Source organism: Butyrivibrio sp. NC3005 (assembly GCF_000424545.1).
Taxonomy (GTDB): Bacteria; Bacillota; Clostridia; order Lachnospirales; family Lachnospiraceae; genus Butyrivibrio.
In genome coordinates this window covers 1-17,580 of the sequence record NZ_AUKC01000019.1, presented here as the reverse complement: position 1 = coordinate 17,580, position 17,580 = coordinate 1, and the positions used below count along the sequence as shown (strand labels likewise).

Annotated in this window: 13 protein-coding genes, 1 tRNA gene and 1 pseudogene; all 15 read left to right on the top strand. The window is 36.7% G+C overall.

Features of this window, described 5'->3' with window-relative positions; translation table 11 throughout:
- On the top strand, window positions 1–1,251 hold the full coding sequence (locus G634_RS18330; RefSeq protein ID WP_035799252.1) for a peptidase U32 family protein: 1,251 nt from the start codon (window positions 1–3) through the stop codon (window positions 1,249–1,251).
- Between the two features lie 464 nt (window positions 1,252–1,715).
- Window positions 1,716–1,788 (top strand) — tRNA-Gln (locus G634_RS0106855).
- Between the two features lie 239 nt (window positions 1,789–2,027).
- Window positions 2,028–3,626 carry a DUF5722 domain-containing protein gene (locus G634_RS0106850; RefSeq protein ID WP_026504666.1) on the top strand — a complete coding sequence of 533 codons (1,599 nt, stop codon included), beginning with the start codon at window positions 2,028–2,030 and terminating at the stop codon, window positions 3,624–3,626.
- 52 nt (window positions 3,627–3,678) lie between these two features.
- Window positions 3,679–4,437: an acyl-[acyl-carrier-protein] thioesterase gene (locus G634_RS0106845; RefSeq protein ID WP_026504665.1), complete on the top strand. Its 759-nt coding sequence runs from the start codon at window positions 3,679–3,681 to the stop codon at window positions 4,435–4,437.
- Between the two features lie 104 nt (window positions 4,438–4,541).
- On the top strand, window positions 4,542–5,381 hold the full coding sequence (locus G634_RS0106840; protein WP_026504664.1) for a CvfB family protein: 840 nt from the start codon (window positions 4,542–4,544) through the stop codon (window positions 5,379–5,381).
- A gap of 160 nt (window positions 5,382–5,541) precedes the next feature.
- The gene (locus tag G634_RS0106835) at window positions 5,542–6,630 is read left to right on the top strand and encodes a PucR family transcriptional regulator (protein WP_026504663.1); all 1,089 of its coding nucleotides are present in this window, start codon (window positions 5,542–5,544) and stop codon (window positions 6,628–6,630) included.
- 195 nt (window positions 6,631–6,825) lie between these two features.
- Window positions 6,826–7,512: a cell division ATP-binding protein FtsE gene (gene ftsE / locus G634_RS0106830; protein WP_026504662.1), complete on the top strand. Its 687-nt coding sequence runs from the start codon at window positions 6,826–6,828 to the stop codon at window positions 7,510–7,512.
- Entirely contained in the window at window positions 7,502–8,398 is an 897-nt protein-coding gene (ftsX, locus tag G634_RS0106825; protein ID WP_026504661.1) for a permease-like cell division protein FtsX, read from the top strand. The genes ftsE and ftsX overlap by 11 nt, the downstream gene beginning before the upstream one ends.
- Before the next feature lie 21 nt (window positions 8,399–8,419).
- Window positions 8,420–9,643, top strand: a complete 1,224-nt coding sequence (locus G634_RS0106820; RefSeq protein WP_026504660.1) for a murein hydrolase activator EnvC family protein — start codon at window positions 8,420–8,422, stop codon at window positions 9,641–9,643.
- 23 nt (window positions 9,644–9,666) lie between these two features.
- The gene (locus G634_RS18325) at window positions 9,667–11,130 is read left to right on the top strand and encodes a S41 family peptidase (protein ID WP_196805296.1); all 1,464 of its coding nucleotides are present in this window, start codon (window positions 9,667–9,669) and stop codon (window positions 11,128–11,130) included.
- Between the two features lie 147 nt (window positions 11,131–11,277).
- Window positions 11,278–11,529: a hypothetical protein gene (locus tag G634_RS0106810; RefSeq protein WP_026504659.1), complete on the top strand. Its 252-nt coding sequence runs from the start codon at window positions 11,278–11,280 to the stop codon at window positions 11,527–11,529.
- Window positions 11,522–11,908 carry a hypothetical protein gene (locus G634_RS0106805; protein WP_026504658.1) on the top strand — a complete coding sequence of 129 codons (387 nt, stop codon included), beginning with the start codon at window positions 11,522–11,524 and terminating at the stop codon, window positions 11,906–11,908. The genes G634_RS0106810 and G634_RS0106805 overlap by 8 nt, the downstream gene beginning before the upstream one ends.
- Before the next feature lie 37 nt (window positions 11,909–11,945).
- Complete coding sequence (gene uvrB / locus G634_RS0106800) at window positions 11,946–13,925, top strand: excinuclease ABC subunit UvrB (RefSeq protein ID WP_026504657.1); 1,980 nt, start codon at window positions 11,946–11,948, stop codon at window positions 13,923–13,925.
- 1 nt (window position 13,926) lies between these two features.
- On the top strand, window positions 13,927–16,815 hold the full coding sequence (uvrA, locus tag G634_RS0106795) for an excinuclease ABC subunit UvrA (protein WP_081676531.1): 2,889 nt from the start codon (window positions 13,927–13,929) through the stop codon (window positions 16,813–16,815).
- Between the two features lie 531 nt (window positions 16,816–17,346).
- A pseudogene (locus G634_RS18320) lies at window positions 17,347–17,580 on the top strand (AAA family ATPase); the annotation flags it as partial.

The following is a 17,580-nucleotide window of genomic DNA, read 5'->3' as shown; positions in this document are numbered from 1 at the left end:
ATGAGAAATAAACCAGAATTGCTGATTCCGGCAAATAATTTGGAAGTATTAAAAACAGCTGTTAATTATGGAGCAGATGCTATATACATTGGTGGACAGGCGTTTAGCCTTCGTGCAAAAGCTCACAATTTCTCTAAAGAGGAAATGGCTGAGGGCATAAAGTTTGCACATGAACATGGCGTACATATTCATGTTACTGCTAATATCATGGCACACAATTATGATTTAGAGGCAGCAGAGAAATATTTTAAAGAGTTGGCAGAGCTTAAGCCTGATGCAGTATTAGTCGCAGATCCGGGCATGTTCTCGATTGCCAAGAGAGTGTGTCCTGAACTTGAGATTCATATTTCAACCCAGGCAAATAATACAAATTATGAAACCTTTAATTTTTGGTATAAAATGGGCGCAAAACGTGTAGTATGCGCAAGAGAGCTCTCTCTTAATGAGATAAAGGAAATAAGAAAGCATGTTCCGGATGACTTGGAAATCGAAGCATTTATTCATGGCGCAATGTGTATTTCCTATTCAGGACGTTGTCTGCTTTCAAATTATTTTACAGGCAGAGATGCCAATAAAGGTGCGTGTACACATCCGTGTAGATGGAAGTATGCAGTTGTAGAAGAGTCAAGACCAGGAGAATATCTTCCAGTCTATGAAAATGAGCGCGGAACATTTATTTTTAACAGTAAGGATTTGTGCATGGTAGACCATCTTCCAGATCTGGTTGATGCGGGTATCGATAGTTTGAAGATTGAAGGTCGTATGAAGACAGCTTTATATGTAGCAACTGTTGCAAGAACATACAGACGCGCAATTGACGATTATTTCGAGTCTCCTGAAAAGTATCAGTCAAATATGGATTGGTATAAAGATGAAATTGCCAAGTGTACATATCGTCAGTTTACTACAGGATTCTATTATGGTAAGCCTAACGAAGAAACACAAATTTACGATTCTAATACCTATGTAAATGAATATACATATCTTGGAATAGTAGGAGATATTACTAAGGATGGAAAGGCAAGACTTGAACAGCGTAATAAGTTTTCTGTTGGTGAAACAATCGAGATAATGAAGACTGATGGAAGAGATATCGAGACAAAGGTTCTTGGAATCTATGCGGAAGATGGCACCAGTCAGGAAAGCGCACCTCATCCACAGCAGATTGTGTACGTTGATTTGTCTGTAAAACCAGAAGTAAATGACATTCTTAGAATCCACGCTCCGCAGAATGGTAAAGTCAGAGGATGAGCATTAGTAAGTGACAAAAACCTATAGATTTTTGTCACTGCGTTCCAAAAACTACGCAAACTGGCCATTTAAAAAGGCTTCGCCTTGGGCCAGTTTGCCGCTTGACTTTTGTTCTCACGAAACTCGCAGTAAATGCGAGTTTCTGAATGTAAGTGACAAAAAGTCATGACTTCTTATATTTGGTAGATGAGTTTTGCTGGCTTGTAATATTTCATGAGCAGAACTGTTTATAAACGTTGGTTCTTATGGTTCTGTATTTTAGAACCTTAGAACCATTACGTTTATAATCAAGCGAAAGCGGGTCTGCGACGAAATATACAAACAGCAAAACGGACTATATGAAAGCAAAAAGTCTTGGTAAAATTTTTTTGAAAAAATTTCAAAAAAGTGCTTGACGAATCAAAACTAATCCTGTATAGTATTTAATTGTTGCGGGGCACGAAAGCAACACAAAAATAAAACATTGGGCTATCGCCAAGCGGTAAGGCAACGGACTCTGACTCCGTCACTTCGCAGGTTCGAATCCTGCTAGCCCAGCTATTTATGGGACTGCTGAAGCAGTCCTTTTTTGTTGCATAAAAATAATTAATGTAAGATAAGTAGTAGTAAAAAATAGCGTTGTTCACACAAGAGTGTTCTATATGTTATCCATTTCAAAGAAAATAAGCACAAAAACATTAATTCTTTTGGAAATGATCAAAATATTCTTTTGAAAGTTAATGTAAATCCGATATAATGAATATATGTGTCATATCTAAAACAAAGGAGAATTTTAAATGAAGGACAGTAAAAGAATTGTATTTTTGCGAAAAATAGTAGCTTTGATTGTTGGAGCTACCTTATGTATTTGTGCAATGGATAATATGAGTTCATTCACACTTAAAACAAAAGCTGCTGGAAATGTTATTTCTTTAACTGCCAGTATTGCAGGGAAAAATGTCGTAATAAAGGCTAACGTCGGAACCGTACCGTCAAATTCTGATGGTCAGTATCATTTATATGCTCAAGATGTTTTTGAAAGCGGAACAATGGGCAAACAGGTTGCAACTCAAGCCGCAGCAAAAACTGCAACGTTTACTGTACCTCTTGCAAAGAACTCTGCAGGAAGTATGCTATATAAGAAATTCGTAGTACTTGTTAATCAGAATGGAAATTTAGTGCCTGCAAGTAATGCAGCATATATTACTAATCCTGAAGGCTGTGCAACACATACAGTTGCTCGCATGAATGTTGGAAAAAAAGGTATTATTCCAGCATCAGCGAAACTTGGTGATAATGGTCTTAAAGAACTTGGAGTACATCAGGTCAGCTATAACCTCCTGGTTTCGCACATGATGAATACAAGTCAGGGACAGATTACATATAACTATAATGGTAAAACATATCACTTCAGTAAAGGGCTTATCGGAGCATATGATAACCTTATGAACTGGTTTAAGAGCTCCAATGTACAGGTAACACTTATTATTCTTAATGATTGGCAGAATAATCAGGTTACAATTCATCCATGGTCCAGAGCAGGAGCTGGCGCCTATTACTATGCTTTCAATGCAGCAGATGGTGATGGAACAGGATATCTTGCAGCTATAGGTTCTTTTCTTGCTTCAAGATATGCAGGAAAAGTTGATAACTTTATAATCGGAAATGAAATAAATGCACGACAGGAGTGGAACTATATGTCTCCTGTTGATGTTAATACATATGCTGTTCAGACAGCAAATGCATTTAGAGTTTTCTATAATGCTATTAAGTCTGAAAATGGAAATGCAAAAGTTTATTTGCCGCTTGATCAGCAGTGGGCAAGCTCGTCCTCTGCCGCCAAGTATTATTCGGGATTGTCATATCTTAATGCTTTCAATTCTTATATTTCTGCGGAAGGAAATATTGACTGGGATCTGGCATTCCACCCATATAATGTACCGCTCACAAGCCCTTATAGCTGGGCAAACTCTGCAAAGTATGTTAATCATACAATAAACACAAGATTTATAGCTATGCAGAACATCGATGTGCTTACAGATTACATGGGAAGTCCACAGTTTCTTAATCCAAAAGGACAAATTAGAAGTGTACTTTGCAGTGAAGTAGGTTATACTAGTAGTGCGGGCGAGGCAGTTCAGGCTGCATCAATTGTATATGCATATCAGCAGGCAGCTGCTAATCAGCATATTGATGGATTTATTTTAAATCGTCAGATGGATGATGCAACAGAGATAGCCCAAGGACTTGCAACTGGTCTTATGCAGACAAATGGCGCTCACAAGATGAGTTTTGACTATTATAAGAATATTGATACAGCAAATGGACAGCAGTATATTAATGCTGCTTCTAGCATTATAGGAGCAGATTTAAACTCACTTCTTATACGAAGATAATGAATTACCAAAACTGACATAATGCAAAAAACTTGACAGAAAGACAAATAACATGTATATCTTTAATTCTAGAATTCGATATAGCGAAATTGGTTCAGATGGTTTCTTGACAATCGAATCATTAATGAATTATTTTCAAGACTGTTCTACGTTTCAGTCTGAAGATAGTGGAGCAAGTGTAGACTACTTAATGGAAAGAAATCTTGCCTGGGTGGTTAACAGCTGGCAAGTTGAAATTAACAGATTTCCAAAGCTGGGTGAAGAAGTAGTGATAGGAACAGTTCCGTACGATATTAAAGGATTTATCGGGTACAGGAATTTTTTTCTGGACACTGCAAAAGGAGAAAGGCTTGCAGTAGCCAATTCAATATGGTCACTTATGGATATGGAGAAAGGAATGCCCAAAAGAGTATCAGAAGATATTCGAAAGGCTTATCCACTTGATCAGAAACTTGAAATGGAATATGCTCCAAGAAAAATAGATTATTCACATGAAGGATGTCATGATGAAAAAATGGATTTTGTAGTTCAGCCTTTTCATCTAGATACGAATATGCATGTGAATAACGCACAATACATTAGCATGGCATTAAGCTCTCTTATGAATTTTCATCAAAATGAATGTGAGAGCAGAGAAATATGGTATAGAAACATAAAGCGTCTTAGAGCTGAGTACAAGAAACAGGCGCATTTGTGGGACAAAGTTGAACCATATTATATGAAGAGGACGGAAGACGACAAACAAATAGAAACAGTCGCTTTGAATTCAGCCACAGGCAGTCCATACTGCATAGTTGAGATTGTAACCTAAGTCGACTACGTGTATTGGCGGATTTCTGTTAATGGGGAATCCGCCTCCTTATTGCTTGCAAATGTGGAAGTAACAACAGGCTTTAAAAAAGAAAGAGAAAAACTATGTTAAAACTAGGAGAAAAACAGACACTAACAATTGTTCAAAAAGTTGATTTCGGTGTTTATCTTGCATGCAGCATCGAAACAAAAGACGAAAAGGTTTTGCTTCCGATTAAGCAGGTTCCGGAGAAAGCTGAAATCGGTGACGAACTTGAAGTATTTTTATACAAAGACTCTGATGACAGATTAATTGCAACTACTAATACACCAAAGCTCATGCTTCATGAAGTAAAGAGGCTTAAAGTAAAAGAAGTAAGCAAGATTGGTGCATTTATGGATATGGGACTTGAGAAAGATGTTCTTCTTCCATTCCATGAACAGACTAGAAGGGTAAGAGAGGGCGAAGAAGTGCTTTGTGCACTTTATATCGACAAATCAAGCCGTTTGTGTGTAACTATGAATGTTTATGATTATCTCAGCACAGAAAGCCCATATCATAAAGATGATAGAGTTAAAGGTGTCGTTTACGAGACCAGTGACAATTTTGGAATGTTCGTAGCGGTTGATGATATATATTCAGCGCTTATTCCAAAGAAAGAATTGTACGGAGATTCAATAAACATCGGAGATGAAATTAACGCACGTATAATTAATGTTCGTGAAGATGGAAAACTCACGCTTTCAATACGTGAGAGAACTTCTGAGCAGATGGATATAGATGGAGAAAAGATTCTTTCAGAGATAGACGCTTATAATGGTGTTCTGCCATTTACAGATAAAGCTAGCCCGGAAATAATTCGTGAGAAGATGCAGATGAGTAAAAGCGAATTTAAACGAGCAGTTGGAAGATTACTTAAGATGCGTAAAATAGTCATAACCGCCAAAGGAATAAAGAGAGCATAATTAAACAATTATATTGTTTTCATGTTCTACGCATGTTAACGATATTTTGAAAATAAACAAAATTCACAAAAAAGATAGTTAAAATGTGGATTTTTTCACTAAAGTGCTTTACAATAAAGGGGCGGGGCGACTATATGATAGTGCAGAAAGGGGCACAGGAATGATTTCAAATCAAATATTGCAGAACACGATTGATGGGCTAAAGAATATAGCACATGTTGAGCTTTGTGTGTTAGATGTAGAAGGTAAGGAAGTTGCGTCAACTCTTATTGAGGCCACAGACCTGTCCGCTTCTGCGAAGGAGTTTGTAACATCTCCCGCTGATTCACAGGAGATCCAGGGACATCAGTATTTTAAAATTTATGACGAGCAGCAGTTAGAGTATATTTTGATAGCCACAGGAAGTGGTGATAACACATATATGCTTGGAAAAATGATTGCTTTTCAGTTACAGAGTCTTCTTGTTGCCTATAAGGAAAGATTTGATAAGGACAATTTCATTAAAAATCTTTTGCTGGATAATCTTCTCTTGGTTGATATATATTCCCGCGCCAAGAAGTTGCACATCCAGTCAGATTCCAGCAGAGTAACAATGATTATGGAATCTGAGAACAGCAGAGATAACAATGCATTGGAACTTACCAGAACCTGCATCGGAAGTACAGGCGACGATTTCGTAACAGAAGTTGACGAAGATAATGTTATCATTGTTAAAGATGTTTCATCTTTTAACAGCCACGAAGATTTGGCACGATTTGCTCGCGATCTTTGTTCAGAATTGGAAAAAATGGGACTTAGAGGGGTTAGAATTGCTCTCGGAACTACTGTCCATGAAATTAAGGAAGTCAGTCGTTCCTACAAAGAAGCTAAGATGGCTCTTGATGTCGGAAAGATTTTCTTTGAAGTTAGAAAAGTAATAAGCTATAGCGAGCTTGGAATAGGTCGTCTTATTTACCAGCTTCCTATACCTCTTTGCAAAATGTTTATCAAAGAAATTTTCGGCGGAAAGAATCCGGATGACTTTGATGAGGAAACACTAGTGACCATTGACAAGTTCTTCGAGAACAATCTTAATGTGTCAGAAACATCAAGACAGCTATTTATTCATAGAAATACTCTTGTATATCGTTTGGATAAACTTCAAAAGAGTACAGGACTTGACCTTAGAATATTTGAAGATGCAATTACATTTAAAATTGCTCTTATGGTCGTGAAGTATATGAAGTACATGGAAAAATTTGAGTATTAATATTATTTAGTTATCTGAAACATAGAATCAAGGGGGCATCCTTTATTTTTCATCGCCCCGGAGGTGTCTAAAATCTGACACTGTATATTTGCTAAAAAGCTAATCTTTATGTCATCAATAGTAAATAGGAGATATGGGAGGGATCCGATGGAAAAAGTAATGCGAAAAAAGAAAAAAAGGATTCCGAGTGATGAAATAATCACACTTGAGAATGTTACTAAATCATATGAATCGGGACAACCGGCATTAAATGGCGTAAGTCTACATGTAAAAAAAGGCGAATTTGTATTTATCGTAGGTGATAGTGGAAGCGGAAAATCCACGCTTATAAAACTTCTTTTAAGAGAATTAAAGCCAACCAGCGGAAATATTGCGGTACTTGGTTATAATTTAAATAGAATAAGGCATAGACAGATTCCGAAGTTTAGACGTAATTTGGGAATTGTATTTCAGGATTTCCGACTTCTTCAAGATAGAAATGTATACGATAATGTTGCATTTGCCCAGCACATCATCCAGACTCCAGGACGTGATATCAGAAAGAACGTTCCAAGGATTCTGGCTGTTGTAGGGCTTGCAGGAAAATACAGAAAGAAAGTAACGCAGCTTTCCGGTGGTGAGCAGCAGCGTGTGGCGCTTGCAAGAGCACTTGTTAATAAACCTCAGGTTCTTCTGGCGGACGAGCCGACAGGAAATCTTGACCCGAATACCTCATGGGAGATTATGAATCTGTTTGAGAAAATCAATGAAAATGGTACAACAGTTTTGATGGTTACACATAACCGTGAAATTGTTAATGCTATGCAGAAGAGAGTAATCACGATGAAAAAAGGCGTGATTATAGCAGATGAGGAGAAGGGTATTTACAAAGATGAGGATTAATACTTTTTTTTATACTATAGGCGAAGGATTCAGAAACCTTACTAGAAATAAATGGTATACACTCGCATCCATTGCCACTATAACAGCATGTTTGTTTTTGTTGGGAATGTTTTATTCAATTGTAGCCAATTTTCAAAATATGGTCAGGACAGCTGAACAAGGGGTTTCAGTTACAGTATTTTTTAATAAGGGTATTGGCGAAGAACAGATTTTAGCAATCCAATCCAATATAGAAAAAAGAACAGAAGTCAGTAAGGTAGTCTACATTTCAGCCGAAGATGCATGGAATGGTTTCAAAGACCAGTACCTTGGAGAATATGCAGATGGTTTTACAGAGAATCCACTTGCAGATTCATCTAATCTACAGATATATATGAAAGATGTATCAATGCAAACACAGCTTGTTACATACCTTAACAGTATTGATGGAGTAAGACGTGTCAGAAGTTCTGAGATTACAGCGTTAACATTAAGTGGTATGAATAAGCTTATTGCATATGTTTCCGTGGGCATAATCGTAGTTCTTTTGTTCGTATCAGTCTTTCTTATCAGCAATACGGTTACAATTGGAATTTCAGTTAGAAAATCCGAAATTGAAATTGCAAAATATATCGGTGCGACAGACTTTTTTGTTCGAGCACCATTTGTTATTGAAGGAATCCTGATTGGAATTATAGGCTCTATTATCCCGCTTGCAATTATATATGAACTGTATATCAGAGTTGTAAGTTATATATCAGAGCATTATTCCATTCTTAATAATCTTTTAGTATTTTTGTCAGTAAAGAGAATATTTGAAAATCTTATGCCATTGTCATTGGCTATAGGAGTAGGAATTGGTTTCTTTGGAAGCGCCTTTACTGTCAAAAAGCATTTAAAAGTATAAAATTAATGTGAGGAGACATTATTGCGACAAAAAAAACGCTTATATCAAGCGATTGCGTGCATTTTAATTTGCTTTTTCTGTATTCAGGCAGGCTTTCAAAGGGAAAGTCTGCCTGTTTATGCAAGCGTGACTAAAGAAAGCATAAGGGCAAAAGAAAGACAGATTACTGCTGCTAAAAAAGACAGAGAATCTTTGAAAAACAATAAAACAGATCTTGAAAAGCTTAAAAAACAACTCGAGGGTCAGAAATCAGATCTGAATGCATATATCAGCAATCTGGATGCTTCACTTACAAGTATCCAGAAGAAAATAAAAGATTTGGAAAGTAGTATTGCCAGCAAACAGGCAGAAATTGAAGAGACTCAAAAACAGCTCGAAGAGGCCAAGAAGATTCAGAAAAAGCAATATGAAGATATGAAAGTCAGAATCCGTTTCATGTATGAAAAAGGTGATACATATCTTCTGGAACTAGTTATGAGCTCGCAGACTTTTGGTGATATGTTAAATAAGGCAGAGTATGTAAGTCAGGTTTCGAGCTATGATCAGAAAAAACTGCAGGAATATGCTCAGACTACTCAGCTTATAGCTCTTTCAGAAAAAGCATTAAAAGAAGAGCATGAGACACTTGAAGCTGCAAAGAATCAGCTAAGTTCAGAACAGGCAAGTATGCAGTCACTTATGCAGGATAAACAAAAGCAGCTTACAGCAGTTAATAGTGATATATCCAATAAGGAAGTAGCAATCGCAGAATATGAAGCTCAGATAAAAGAAGAGAATGATACAATTGCGGCTCTTGAAAAGGCCCTTGCAGCAGATAAAGCTTCTCTCGCATCAAGACCAAAGTATGATGGTGGTATGTTTACATGGCCGTGTCCGGGGTATACCAGAATATCTGATAATTTCGGAATGAGAATGCATCCTACTTTGAAGATAAATAAGATGCATAATGGAATAGATTTGGCTGCGCCTGTCGGATCATCGATTCTGGCAGCATATAAGGGACGAGTGGTAGCGGCATCATATTCGAGCACTATGGGAAATTATATAATGATTGACCATGGTGGAGGATTATATACTTTATATATGCATTGTTCGGCTTTGTATGTTTCACAGGGAACAGAAGTAAAAGCTGGTCAGAATATTGCGGCAGTGGGTTCTACTGGAAGATCAACAGGTCCACATCTTCATTTTGGTGTAAGATTAAATGGAGGATATGTAAGTCCTTGGAATTATCTTAAGGGATGAGAAGTTGGGAGGTTTATGAAAAAATGAGTGAAGTTAATCAGTCAAATATTTATGGGGATCAAAATACAAACACGGATGTTGAAGAAAAAGATAATGAAAATATCCAAATCGAGGAAACAAATTATCAGAAAAGCTTAAGAAACCATCAAAGTGATAATAATGATGGCGATAAAAGTGGAAATGATGGAAAAAAGAAATTATCACTTTCAATGCTCTTTTTTGTGGGTTTCCTTGTGGGAACAATTCTTAGTACAGTTATTTTTACAGCATGCTTTTATCTGGTAAACTCCAATAAAGTTCGTGAGATTTCCTGGCAGTCCAGAGAAAATATGCGGGAGGAAAATGATTCAGAATCTGAGGCATCAACGAGTGAAAATTCAAAAGATACCTCATCCAAAGATGGAAAAAACACAGTATTAAATGATGCTACTATGCAAAAAGTAGCACTTCTTCAGGATACGATTGATTCCTATTATCTTGATGCGGACCAAATTGATTCCAAAAAGCTTGCTAACGGATTGTATTCTGGAATGTTAGAGTCACTAGAAGACCCATATTCTGTTTATTATACCAAAGAACAGCTTAATGACCTTATGGATGATACAGAAGGTATTTACTATGGAATTGGAGCTTACATTTCTACTAATACAGATTTGAAGAGACCAGTTATTTCTGGAATCATCTCCGGAACACCGGCAGAGGAAGCCAAACTTCAGGATGGTGATATCTGTATGAAGGTAGATGGAGAAGATACTGAAGGCATGGAACTGTCTACATTTGTCAGTAAGGTAAAGGGAAAAGAAGGGACAAAGGTTACTCTTACAATATCTAGAGAAGGCGTTGCTAAGCCATTTGATGTCAAGGTTGAAAGACGAAAAGTTGAAAGTCCTACAGTCAAATATGAGATGAAAGACAACAAGATTGGATATATCAGGATAACAGAGTTTGATTCTGTAACACCAGATCAGTTCAAGGATGCAATGGCAACTCTCAAAGGTCAAGGCATGAAAGGACTTGTAATCGACTTAAGAAGTAATCCTGGCGGAAGCCTTACAGCGGTCTGTGATATCGCAGAACAGCTTCTTCCTAAGGGAAAGATAGTATATACAATTGACAGAGCAGGAAACAGAAAAGACTATAACTGCGATGGGAAGAATGAATTCAAACTTCCTATGGCTGTTTTGGTTAATGAGTATTCTGCATCTGCTTCAGAAATACTGTCAGGTGCTATCAAGGATTATAAGAAAGGAACACTTATAGGTACGACAACTTTCGGAAAAGGAATTGTCCAGAGAATTATTCCATTTTCTGATGGAACAGCAGTTAAGCTGACAGTCAGCAAATACTATACGCCAAATGGTCACAATATCCATAAGATTGGAATCGAACCGGATATAAAAGTCGAACTTGATACTGAAGCTTTCTCGAAGAAGGGAAAAGATAATCAGCTGGATGCAGCTTTAAAGAATGTTAAAGATAAATTTTAAGGAAAATATGGCCGCCAAAAGCGGTCATATTTTCAAATTGTTGTTAGTATCTTAAATGCTTGTAATAGCAGACAAAAGGATATTATAATAAGCTATAAGAAATGCTAGCTTTAAATATGTTGAGAAGGTAATAAAGGGAGAGATATTATGTTTCCATATTTAAGAACAGCAAGGGAATTTATTGATGATTGTACAGTACCTAAATATTTATTAAAAGAAAGTAAAGGCAAATATATTATTACTTGTTATGACTGTGTAGGTGACAAAATTCAGTGTAATTATATAGATAATGGTAACAGAGATGATTATAAGTGTTGTGGTAATTGCATCAGTTCTCGTTTGGTGGGGTGGCTTATACAGAGGGTTAATAACAATAGAGCATGCAATCTATATGCATAATCTAGATAAAAATAATGATAAAATTCCGTTGACCGATAATAAATATGAAGTTAAGGTTTTTTATAAAGGGCAAGAATTACTTTTAAAGGAGTATCTTGAAGAATTATTTCCAGAAGATAAGCAATCTTTGGAAAAAGCTAAGATTACTGTACAGAGTATAAGAAATGGGTATCAAACTCTTAATACAAGAAATGTTGCAGAGATAATACTCGGGAAACAAAATGGAAAAGATTACTTACGTTCAGATCAAAGATTCGTTTTTGGTAAAATTCAGGAAAGAATAAATGAAAAAGATAAAACTATAGATATTATATATGGAGTTTATAATGGGCTAAGAGAAAGATTTAGGCACTACACTTGGAGATGTTCAAATAGATAACATGTTTTAAATTTTTTTATAGACAGGAATAAAATAAATGAACTTCAAATTACATTCAGAATTTAAGCCTACAGGCGATCAGCCTCAGGCAATAAAAAAGATAGTAGAGGGTTTCAAAGAGGGTAACCAGTTTGAAACCTTGTTAGGCGTTACAGGCTCTGGTAAGACCTTTACCATGGCTAACGTTATTGCAGCATTAAATAAGCCAACTCTTATTATTTCTCATAATAAAACTCTTGCAGGACAGCTATATGGCGAGATGAAAGAATTCTTTCCGGAAAATGCTGTAGAGTATTTTGTATCTTACTATGACTATTATCAGCCAGAAGCATACGTGCCTCAGACAGATACATATATTGCTAAAGATTCTGCAATCAATGATGAAATAGATAAACTTAGGCTTTCTGCAACAGCATCGCTTGCAGAAAGAAATGACGTAATCGTAATAGCATCCGTTTCTTGCATATATGGACTTGGAAGTCCTGACGAATTCAAAGGTATGTCTATATCACTTCGTCCAGGAATGGAAAAAGACAGAGACGAAGTAATAAAAGAGCTTGTAGCAATTCAATATCAGCGAAATGATATGGAACTTTCAAGATGTAATTTCAGAGTACATGGAGATGTACTTGAGATTGCACCTGCAAATGCATCTGACTACATTTTGAGAGTTGAATTTTTTGGCGATGAAATAGATAGAATTTGTGAAGTTGAGCCCATTACAGGGAAAATTATCCACCAGCTTGAACATGTAATGATATATCCTGCATCTCACTATGTTGTACCTCAGGAAAAGATTAATAAAGCATGCGTTAATATAGAAAAAGAACTTGAAGATAGAGTTAAGTTTTTCAAGGCATCAGATAAACTTATAGAAGCACAGAGAATATCTGAAAGAACAAATTTTGATGTCGAAATGATGAGAGAAACGGGTTTTTGTTCTGGAATTGAAAACTATTCAAGACACCTTAATTTTATGAATCCGGGCGAACCGCCTCTTACACTACTGGATTTCTTTCCAAGAGATTATCTTATTATCATTGACGAGTCGCATATTTCTGTACCCCAGATAGGTGCAATGTATCACGGAGACCGTTCAAGAAAAGAAACTCTTGTAAATTATGGATTTAGACTTCCATCAGCCCTTGATAACAGACCGCTTAATTTTGAAGAGTTTGAAACTCATATAGATCAGCTCCTTTTTTGCTCGGCAACTCCGGGAAAATACGAAGAAGAGCATGAACTTCTAAGAGCAGAGCAGGTAATAAGACCTACAGGACTTCTCGACCCATCTATAGATGTTAGACCTACAGAAGGCCAGATAGATGATCTTTTGTCAGAGATAAGAAAAGAAACTGCGAATAAAAACAAGGTGCTTATTACAACGCTTACCAAGAAAATGGCGGAAGATTTGACAGAGTATCTTGCAGAAAATGATGTAAGAGTAAGATATCTTCATTCGGATATAGATACGCTAGAACGTTCAGAAATAATAAGAGACATGAGACTGGATGTATTCGATGTTCTAGTCGGAATCAACCTGCTTCGAGAAGGACTTGATATACCAGAAATAACTCTTGTGGCGATTTTAGATGCTGATAAAGAAGGATTCCTAAGATCTGAAACATCCCTTATTCAGACAATAGGAAGGGCTGCCAGAAATTCTGACGGACATGTCATAATGTATGCCGATAATATGACAGACTCAATGGCACGGGCTATCGAAGAGACCACCAGAAGAAGAAAGATTCAGGAAAACTACAATAAGGAATATGGTATTACTCCAAAGACTATTAAAAAAGCTGTTCGTGATCTTATAGCTATTACCAAGGATGTGGCAAAGAGCGAACTTAAGATTGAGAAAGATCCTGAATCAATGAGCAAGGAAGAACTTGAAAAGCTCATTGAAAAAGTTAAAAAGCAGATGAAGAAAGCGGCAGCAGAACTTGACTTTGAGCAGGCTGCAATGCTTCGTGACAAGATGATAGAACTGAAAAAGTATTTAGAGGATATTTGAAATGGCTAACAACATACATGAGAAAAATAGTAATAGTACACCCAAAAAGATTCTTTCAACTGATATTCATGACTATATAAGAGTTAGAGGTGCCAAGGAACATAATCTTCAAAATGTAGATGTGAATATTCCAAGAGGAACTCTTACAGTATTTACAGGATTGTCTGGTTCTGGAAAAAGTTCGCTTGCATTCGATACTATTTTTGCAGAAGGACAAAGAAACTACATGCAGTCTCTTTCATCCTATGCAAGAATGTTCCTCGGGCAAATGGATAAGCCAAATGTTGAGAAAATTGAAGGTTTGTCACCTACTATTTCCATAGACCAAAAATCCACCAATCATAACCCAAGATCAACAGTTGGAACAGTTACTGAAATATACGACTATTTTAGACTACTTTATGCAAGAATCGGTATTCCTCACTGCCCAAAGTGTGGTCGTGAGATTAGAAGGCAGAGCGTAGACGAGATGGCAGATCAGATTCTGGCACTTCCTGTGCGCAGCAAGATAATGATTCTGGCACCTATTGTCAGAGGCAGGAAAGGTATGCATGAAAAAATCTTGGATCATACCAGAAAAAGCGGTTATGTAAGAGTTAGAATTGATGGCAATCAGTATGATTTGTCTGAAGAAATATCGCTTGATAAGAACATTAAACATAATATAGAAGTTATAGTAGACAGACTTATCATCAAAGAAGATACAGAAAGTATCCGTGGAAGACTGACAGATTCAATAGAAAATGCACTTGGACTTGCAAATGGACTTCTTATAGTAGATGTTATAGATGAAAAAGAGATAACTTTTAGCCAGAACTTCTCATGCCCTGATTGCGGAATCAGTATTCCTGAGATTGAACCAAGAAGCTTTTCCTTTAATAATCCATACGGAGCATGTCCTGAATGTTCAGGACTTGGTTACAAAATGGAATTCGATGAAAAACTTATGATTCCGGATGAATCTCTTTCTATTAACGAAGGTGCCATTAGAGTAATGGGGTGGCAGTCTGCCAATAAGGAAGGAAGTTTTTCTAATGCAACTTTACAGGCACTATGTAAAGCCTATGGATTTAATCTGGATACCCCTTTTGAAAAATATCCACAGAAAATCCGTGACGTCATCATTCATGGTGCAGACAAAAAAGTAAATGTTCATTATAAAGGTCAAAGAGGAGAGGGTGTATATCCTATTCTTTTCGACGGATTAATCAAAAATGTTGAACAAAGATATAGAGAGACAGCTTCAGAAACAATGAAGCAGGAGTATCAGGAATATATGACCATCACCCCTTGTCAGGCATGTGGAGGGAAAAGACTTCGTCCGGAATCCCTTGCAGTTACAATTGATGGAAAAAATATTTTTGATCTGACGAGTATGTCTATTGCAGACCTGAATATTTATTTGAATAACCTTACACTAACACCCCAGCAGGAATTTATAGGCAAGCAGCTTTTGCAGGAAATAAAGAATAGAGTAGGATTTTTGGTAGATGTCGGACTTGATTATCTGTCGCTTTCAAGAGCCACCGGTACTTTATCTGGAGGTGAAGCGCAGAGAATAAGGCTTGCAACTCAGATAGGAAGCGGATTGTGCGGAGTATGTTATATTCTTGATGAACCTAGCATAGGACTTCATCAAAGAGATAACGACAAGCTTCTTAATACGCTCAAGAACCTTCGTGATTTGGGAAATACACTCATAGTGGTAGAACATGATGAAGACACCATGAGAGAGGCAGACTATATTGTGGATGTAGGACCAGGTGCAGGAGCTCATGGAGGTAGAATTGTGGCAACTGGAACAGCCAAAGAGCTAATGGAAAATCCTAATTCTATTACAGGTCAATATTTGTCAGGAAAGCTCAAAATAGAAGTTCCCAAAGAAAGAAGAAAACCTTCCGGTTGGCTAACTGTTCATGGAGCAAAAGAACATAACTTAAAAAATATAGACGTCAAAGTTCCACTTGGAGTATTGACTCTTGTTACAGGCGTTTCTGGTTCAGGAAAAAGTTCTTTGGTAAACGAGATATTGTACAAACAGCTTGCAAAAGTTTTGAATAGAGCGCATAGCATTCCTGGTAAGCATGACAGCATAGAGGGATGTGAACAGCTTGATAAAGTAATTGCAATTGATCAGTCTCCTATTGGCAGAACCCCTAGAAGTAATCCTGCTACATATACAGGTGTATTTGATCTTATTAGGGATCTTTTTGCAGGAACACCTGATGCCAAGGCAAGAGGATATGCCAAAGGAAGATTTTCATTCAACGTAAAGGGCGGAAGATGTGAAGCCTGCAGCGGAGATGGTATAGTGAAAATCGAAATGCACTTTTTGCCTGATGTATATGTTCCTTGTGAAGTCTGCAAGGGTAAAAGGTATAACAGAGAAACTCTCGAAGTACGGTACAAGGGCAAGAACATCTATGATGTGCTGGATATGACAGTAGAGGAGGCACTTGAATTTTTCAAAAACGTACCAAAGATTGCTAAGAAGATTCAGACACTCTACGATGTGGGACTTGGCTATGTGAAACTGGGCCAGCCTTCCACACAGCTATCCGGAGGAGAAGCACAGAGAATAAAGCTCGCTGCTGAACTTTCAAGAACAGCAACAGGAAAGACCATATACATACTAGACGAACCTACAACTGGTTTGCACTTTGCAGATGTTGCCAAACTCGTCGATATTTTGCACAAACTGGTGGAAACAGGTAATTCGGTTGTAGTAATAGAACATAACCTTGATGTTATTAAGACAGCAGATTATATAATCGACCTTGGTCCTGAAGGAGGGGCTGGCGGTGGAACAATTGTTGCAAAAGGAACTCCAGAACAGATTGTAAAAACAAAAGAGTCATATACAGGAAAATATCTGAAACCACTTTTGTAAATCGAAGTTTGTTTCAATAAAAGATTTGAATAAGTATTTTTGAGTGATGTAAAAGCAGAGAGAAACATAATTGTTCTCTCTGTTTTTTTGTTAAAAAAGCCAAGAGCATTAAATTAAATGGAAACTCGCCTCTTTTCGTTTTTGGGTATCAAAATGAACGAAAAATATTGATAGAATCAGTTTTATATTTTCATTATTCAGTACTTCTTCAGACAGAGTTAAAAGGATTTATGGGGTAATTCTTCCAGAAATACTTAGCACGTTTACTCAAATGTTATTATCTGGATTTGTATTTTTTGTTTTGATGGGAAAGGAAGGTGCGTATTTCTTTTTGCTGTGGCTGATGTTTTATAATCAGCTGATAAATAAAAATAATATGTATTGTCAGCTGATTATAACGCTAAAATTGCATTAAAACCAGCTGATAAAGATATAAAAATGCAGTTGACAGCTGATTATAGTAAAAAATATAATAAAAAGTAGATGATGTAAAGTTTTTTATACTGATTTGTTTACAATGAGGATACGAATATGATAGGAAGAGAAAAAGAAGTTGCGGAGTTATTAGAACTATATGAAAACAATAAAGCAGAGCTTGTTGCTGTATATGGCAGACGTCGTGTTGGTAAAACGTTTCTTGTTGATGAAACATTTAGAAATAAAATAACTTTTAGACATGCCGGACTTTCATCTATCGAATCAAACGAGTCCAATAAAAATCAACCGCTTAAAAAGCAATTAGAGGCATTTTATTATTCGCTTATT

What these genes read in the sequence shown, in the direction of transcription:
- G634_RS18330 (WP_035799252.1), top strand. Translation starts at nt 1, where the DNA reads ATGAGAAATAAACCAGAATTGCTGATTCCGGCAAATAATTTGGAAGTA.
- G634_RS0106850 (WP_026504666.1), top strand. Translation starts at nt 2,028, where the DNA reads ATGAAGGACAGTAAAAGAATTGTATTTTTGCGAAAAATAGTAGCTTTG.
- G634_RS0106845 (WP_026504665.1), top strand. Translation starts at nt 3,679, where the DNA reads ATGTATATCTTTAATTCTAGAATTCGATATAGCGAAATTGGTTCAGAT.
- G634_RS0106840 (WP_026504664.1), top strand. Translation starts at nt 4,542, where the DNA reads ATGTTAAAACTAGGAGAAAAACAGACACTAACAATTGTTCAAAAAGTT.
- G634_RS0106835 (WP_026504663.1), top strand. Translation starts at nt 5,542, where the DNA reads ATGATTTCAAATCAAATATTGCAGAACACGATTGATGGGCTAAAGAAT.
- ftsX (WP_026504661.1), top strand. Translation starts at nt 7,502, where the DNA reads ATGAGGATTAATACTTTTTTTTATACTATAGGCGAAGGATTCAGAAAC.
- G634_RS18325 (WP_196805296.1), top strand. Translation starts at nt 9,667, where the DNA reads ATGAGTGAAGTTAATCAGTCAAATATTTATGGGGATCAAAATACAAAC.
- G634_RS0106810 (WP_026504659.1), top strand. Translation starts at nt 11,278, where the DNA reads ATGTTTCCATATTTAAGAACAGCAAGGGAATTTATTGATGATTGTACA.
- G634_RS0106805 (WP_026504658.1), top strand. Translation starts at nt 11,522, where the DNA reads ATGCATAATCTAGATAAAAATAATGATAAAATTCCGTTGACCGATAAT.
- uvrB (WP_026504657.1), top strand. Translation starts at nt 11,946, where the DNA reads ATGAACTTCAAATTACATTCAGAATTTAAGCCTACAGGCGATCAGCCT.
- uvrA (WP_081676531.1), top strand. Translation starts at nt 13,927, where the DNA reads ATGGCTAACAACATACATGAGAAAAATAGTAATAGTACACCCAAAAAG.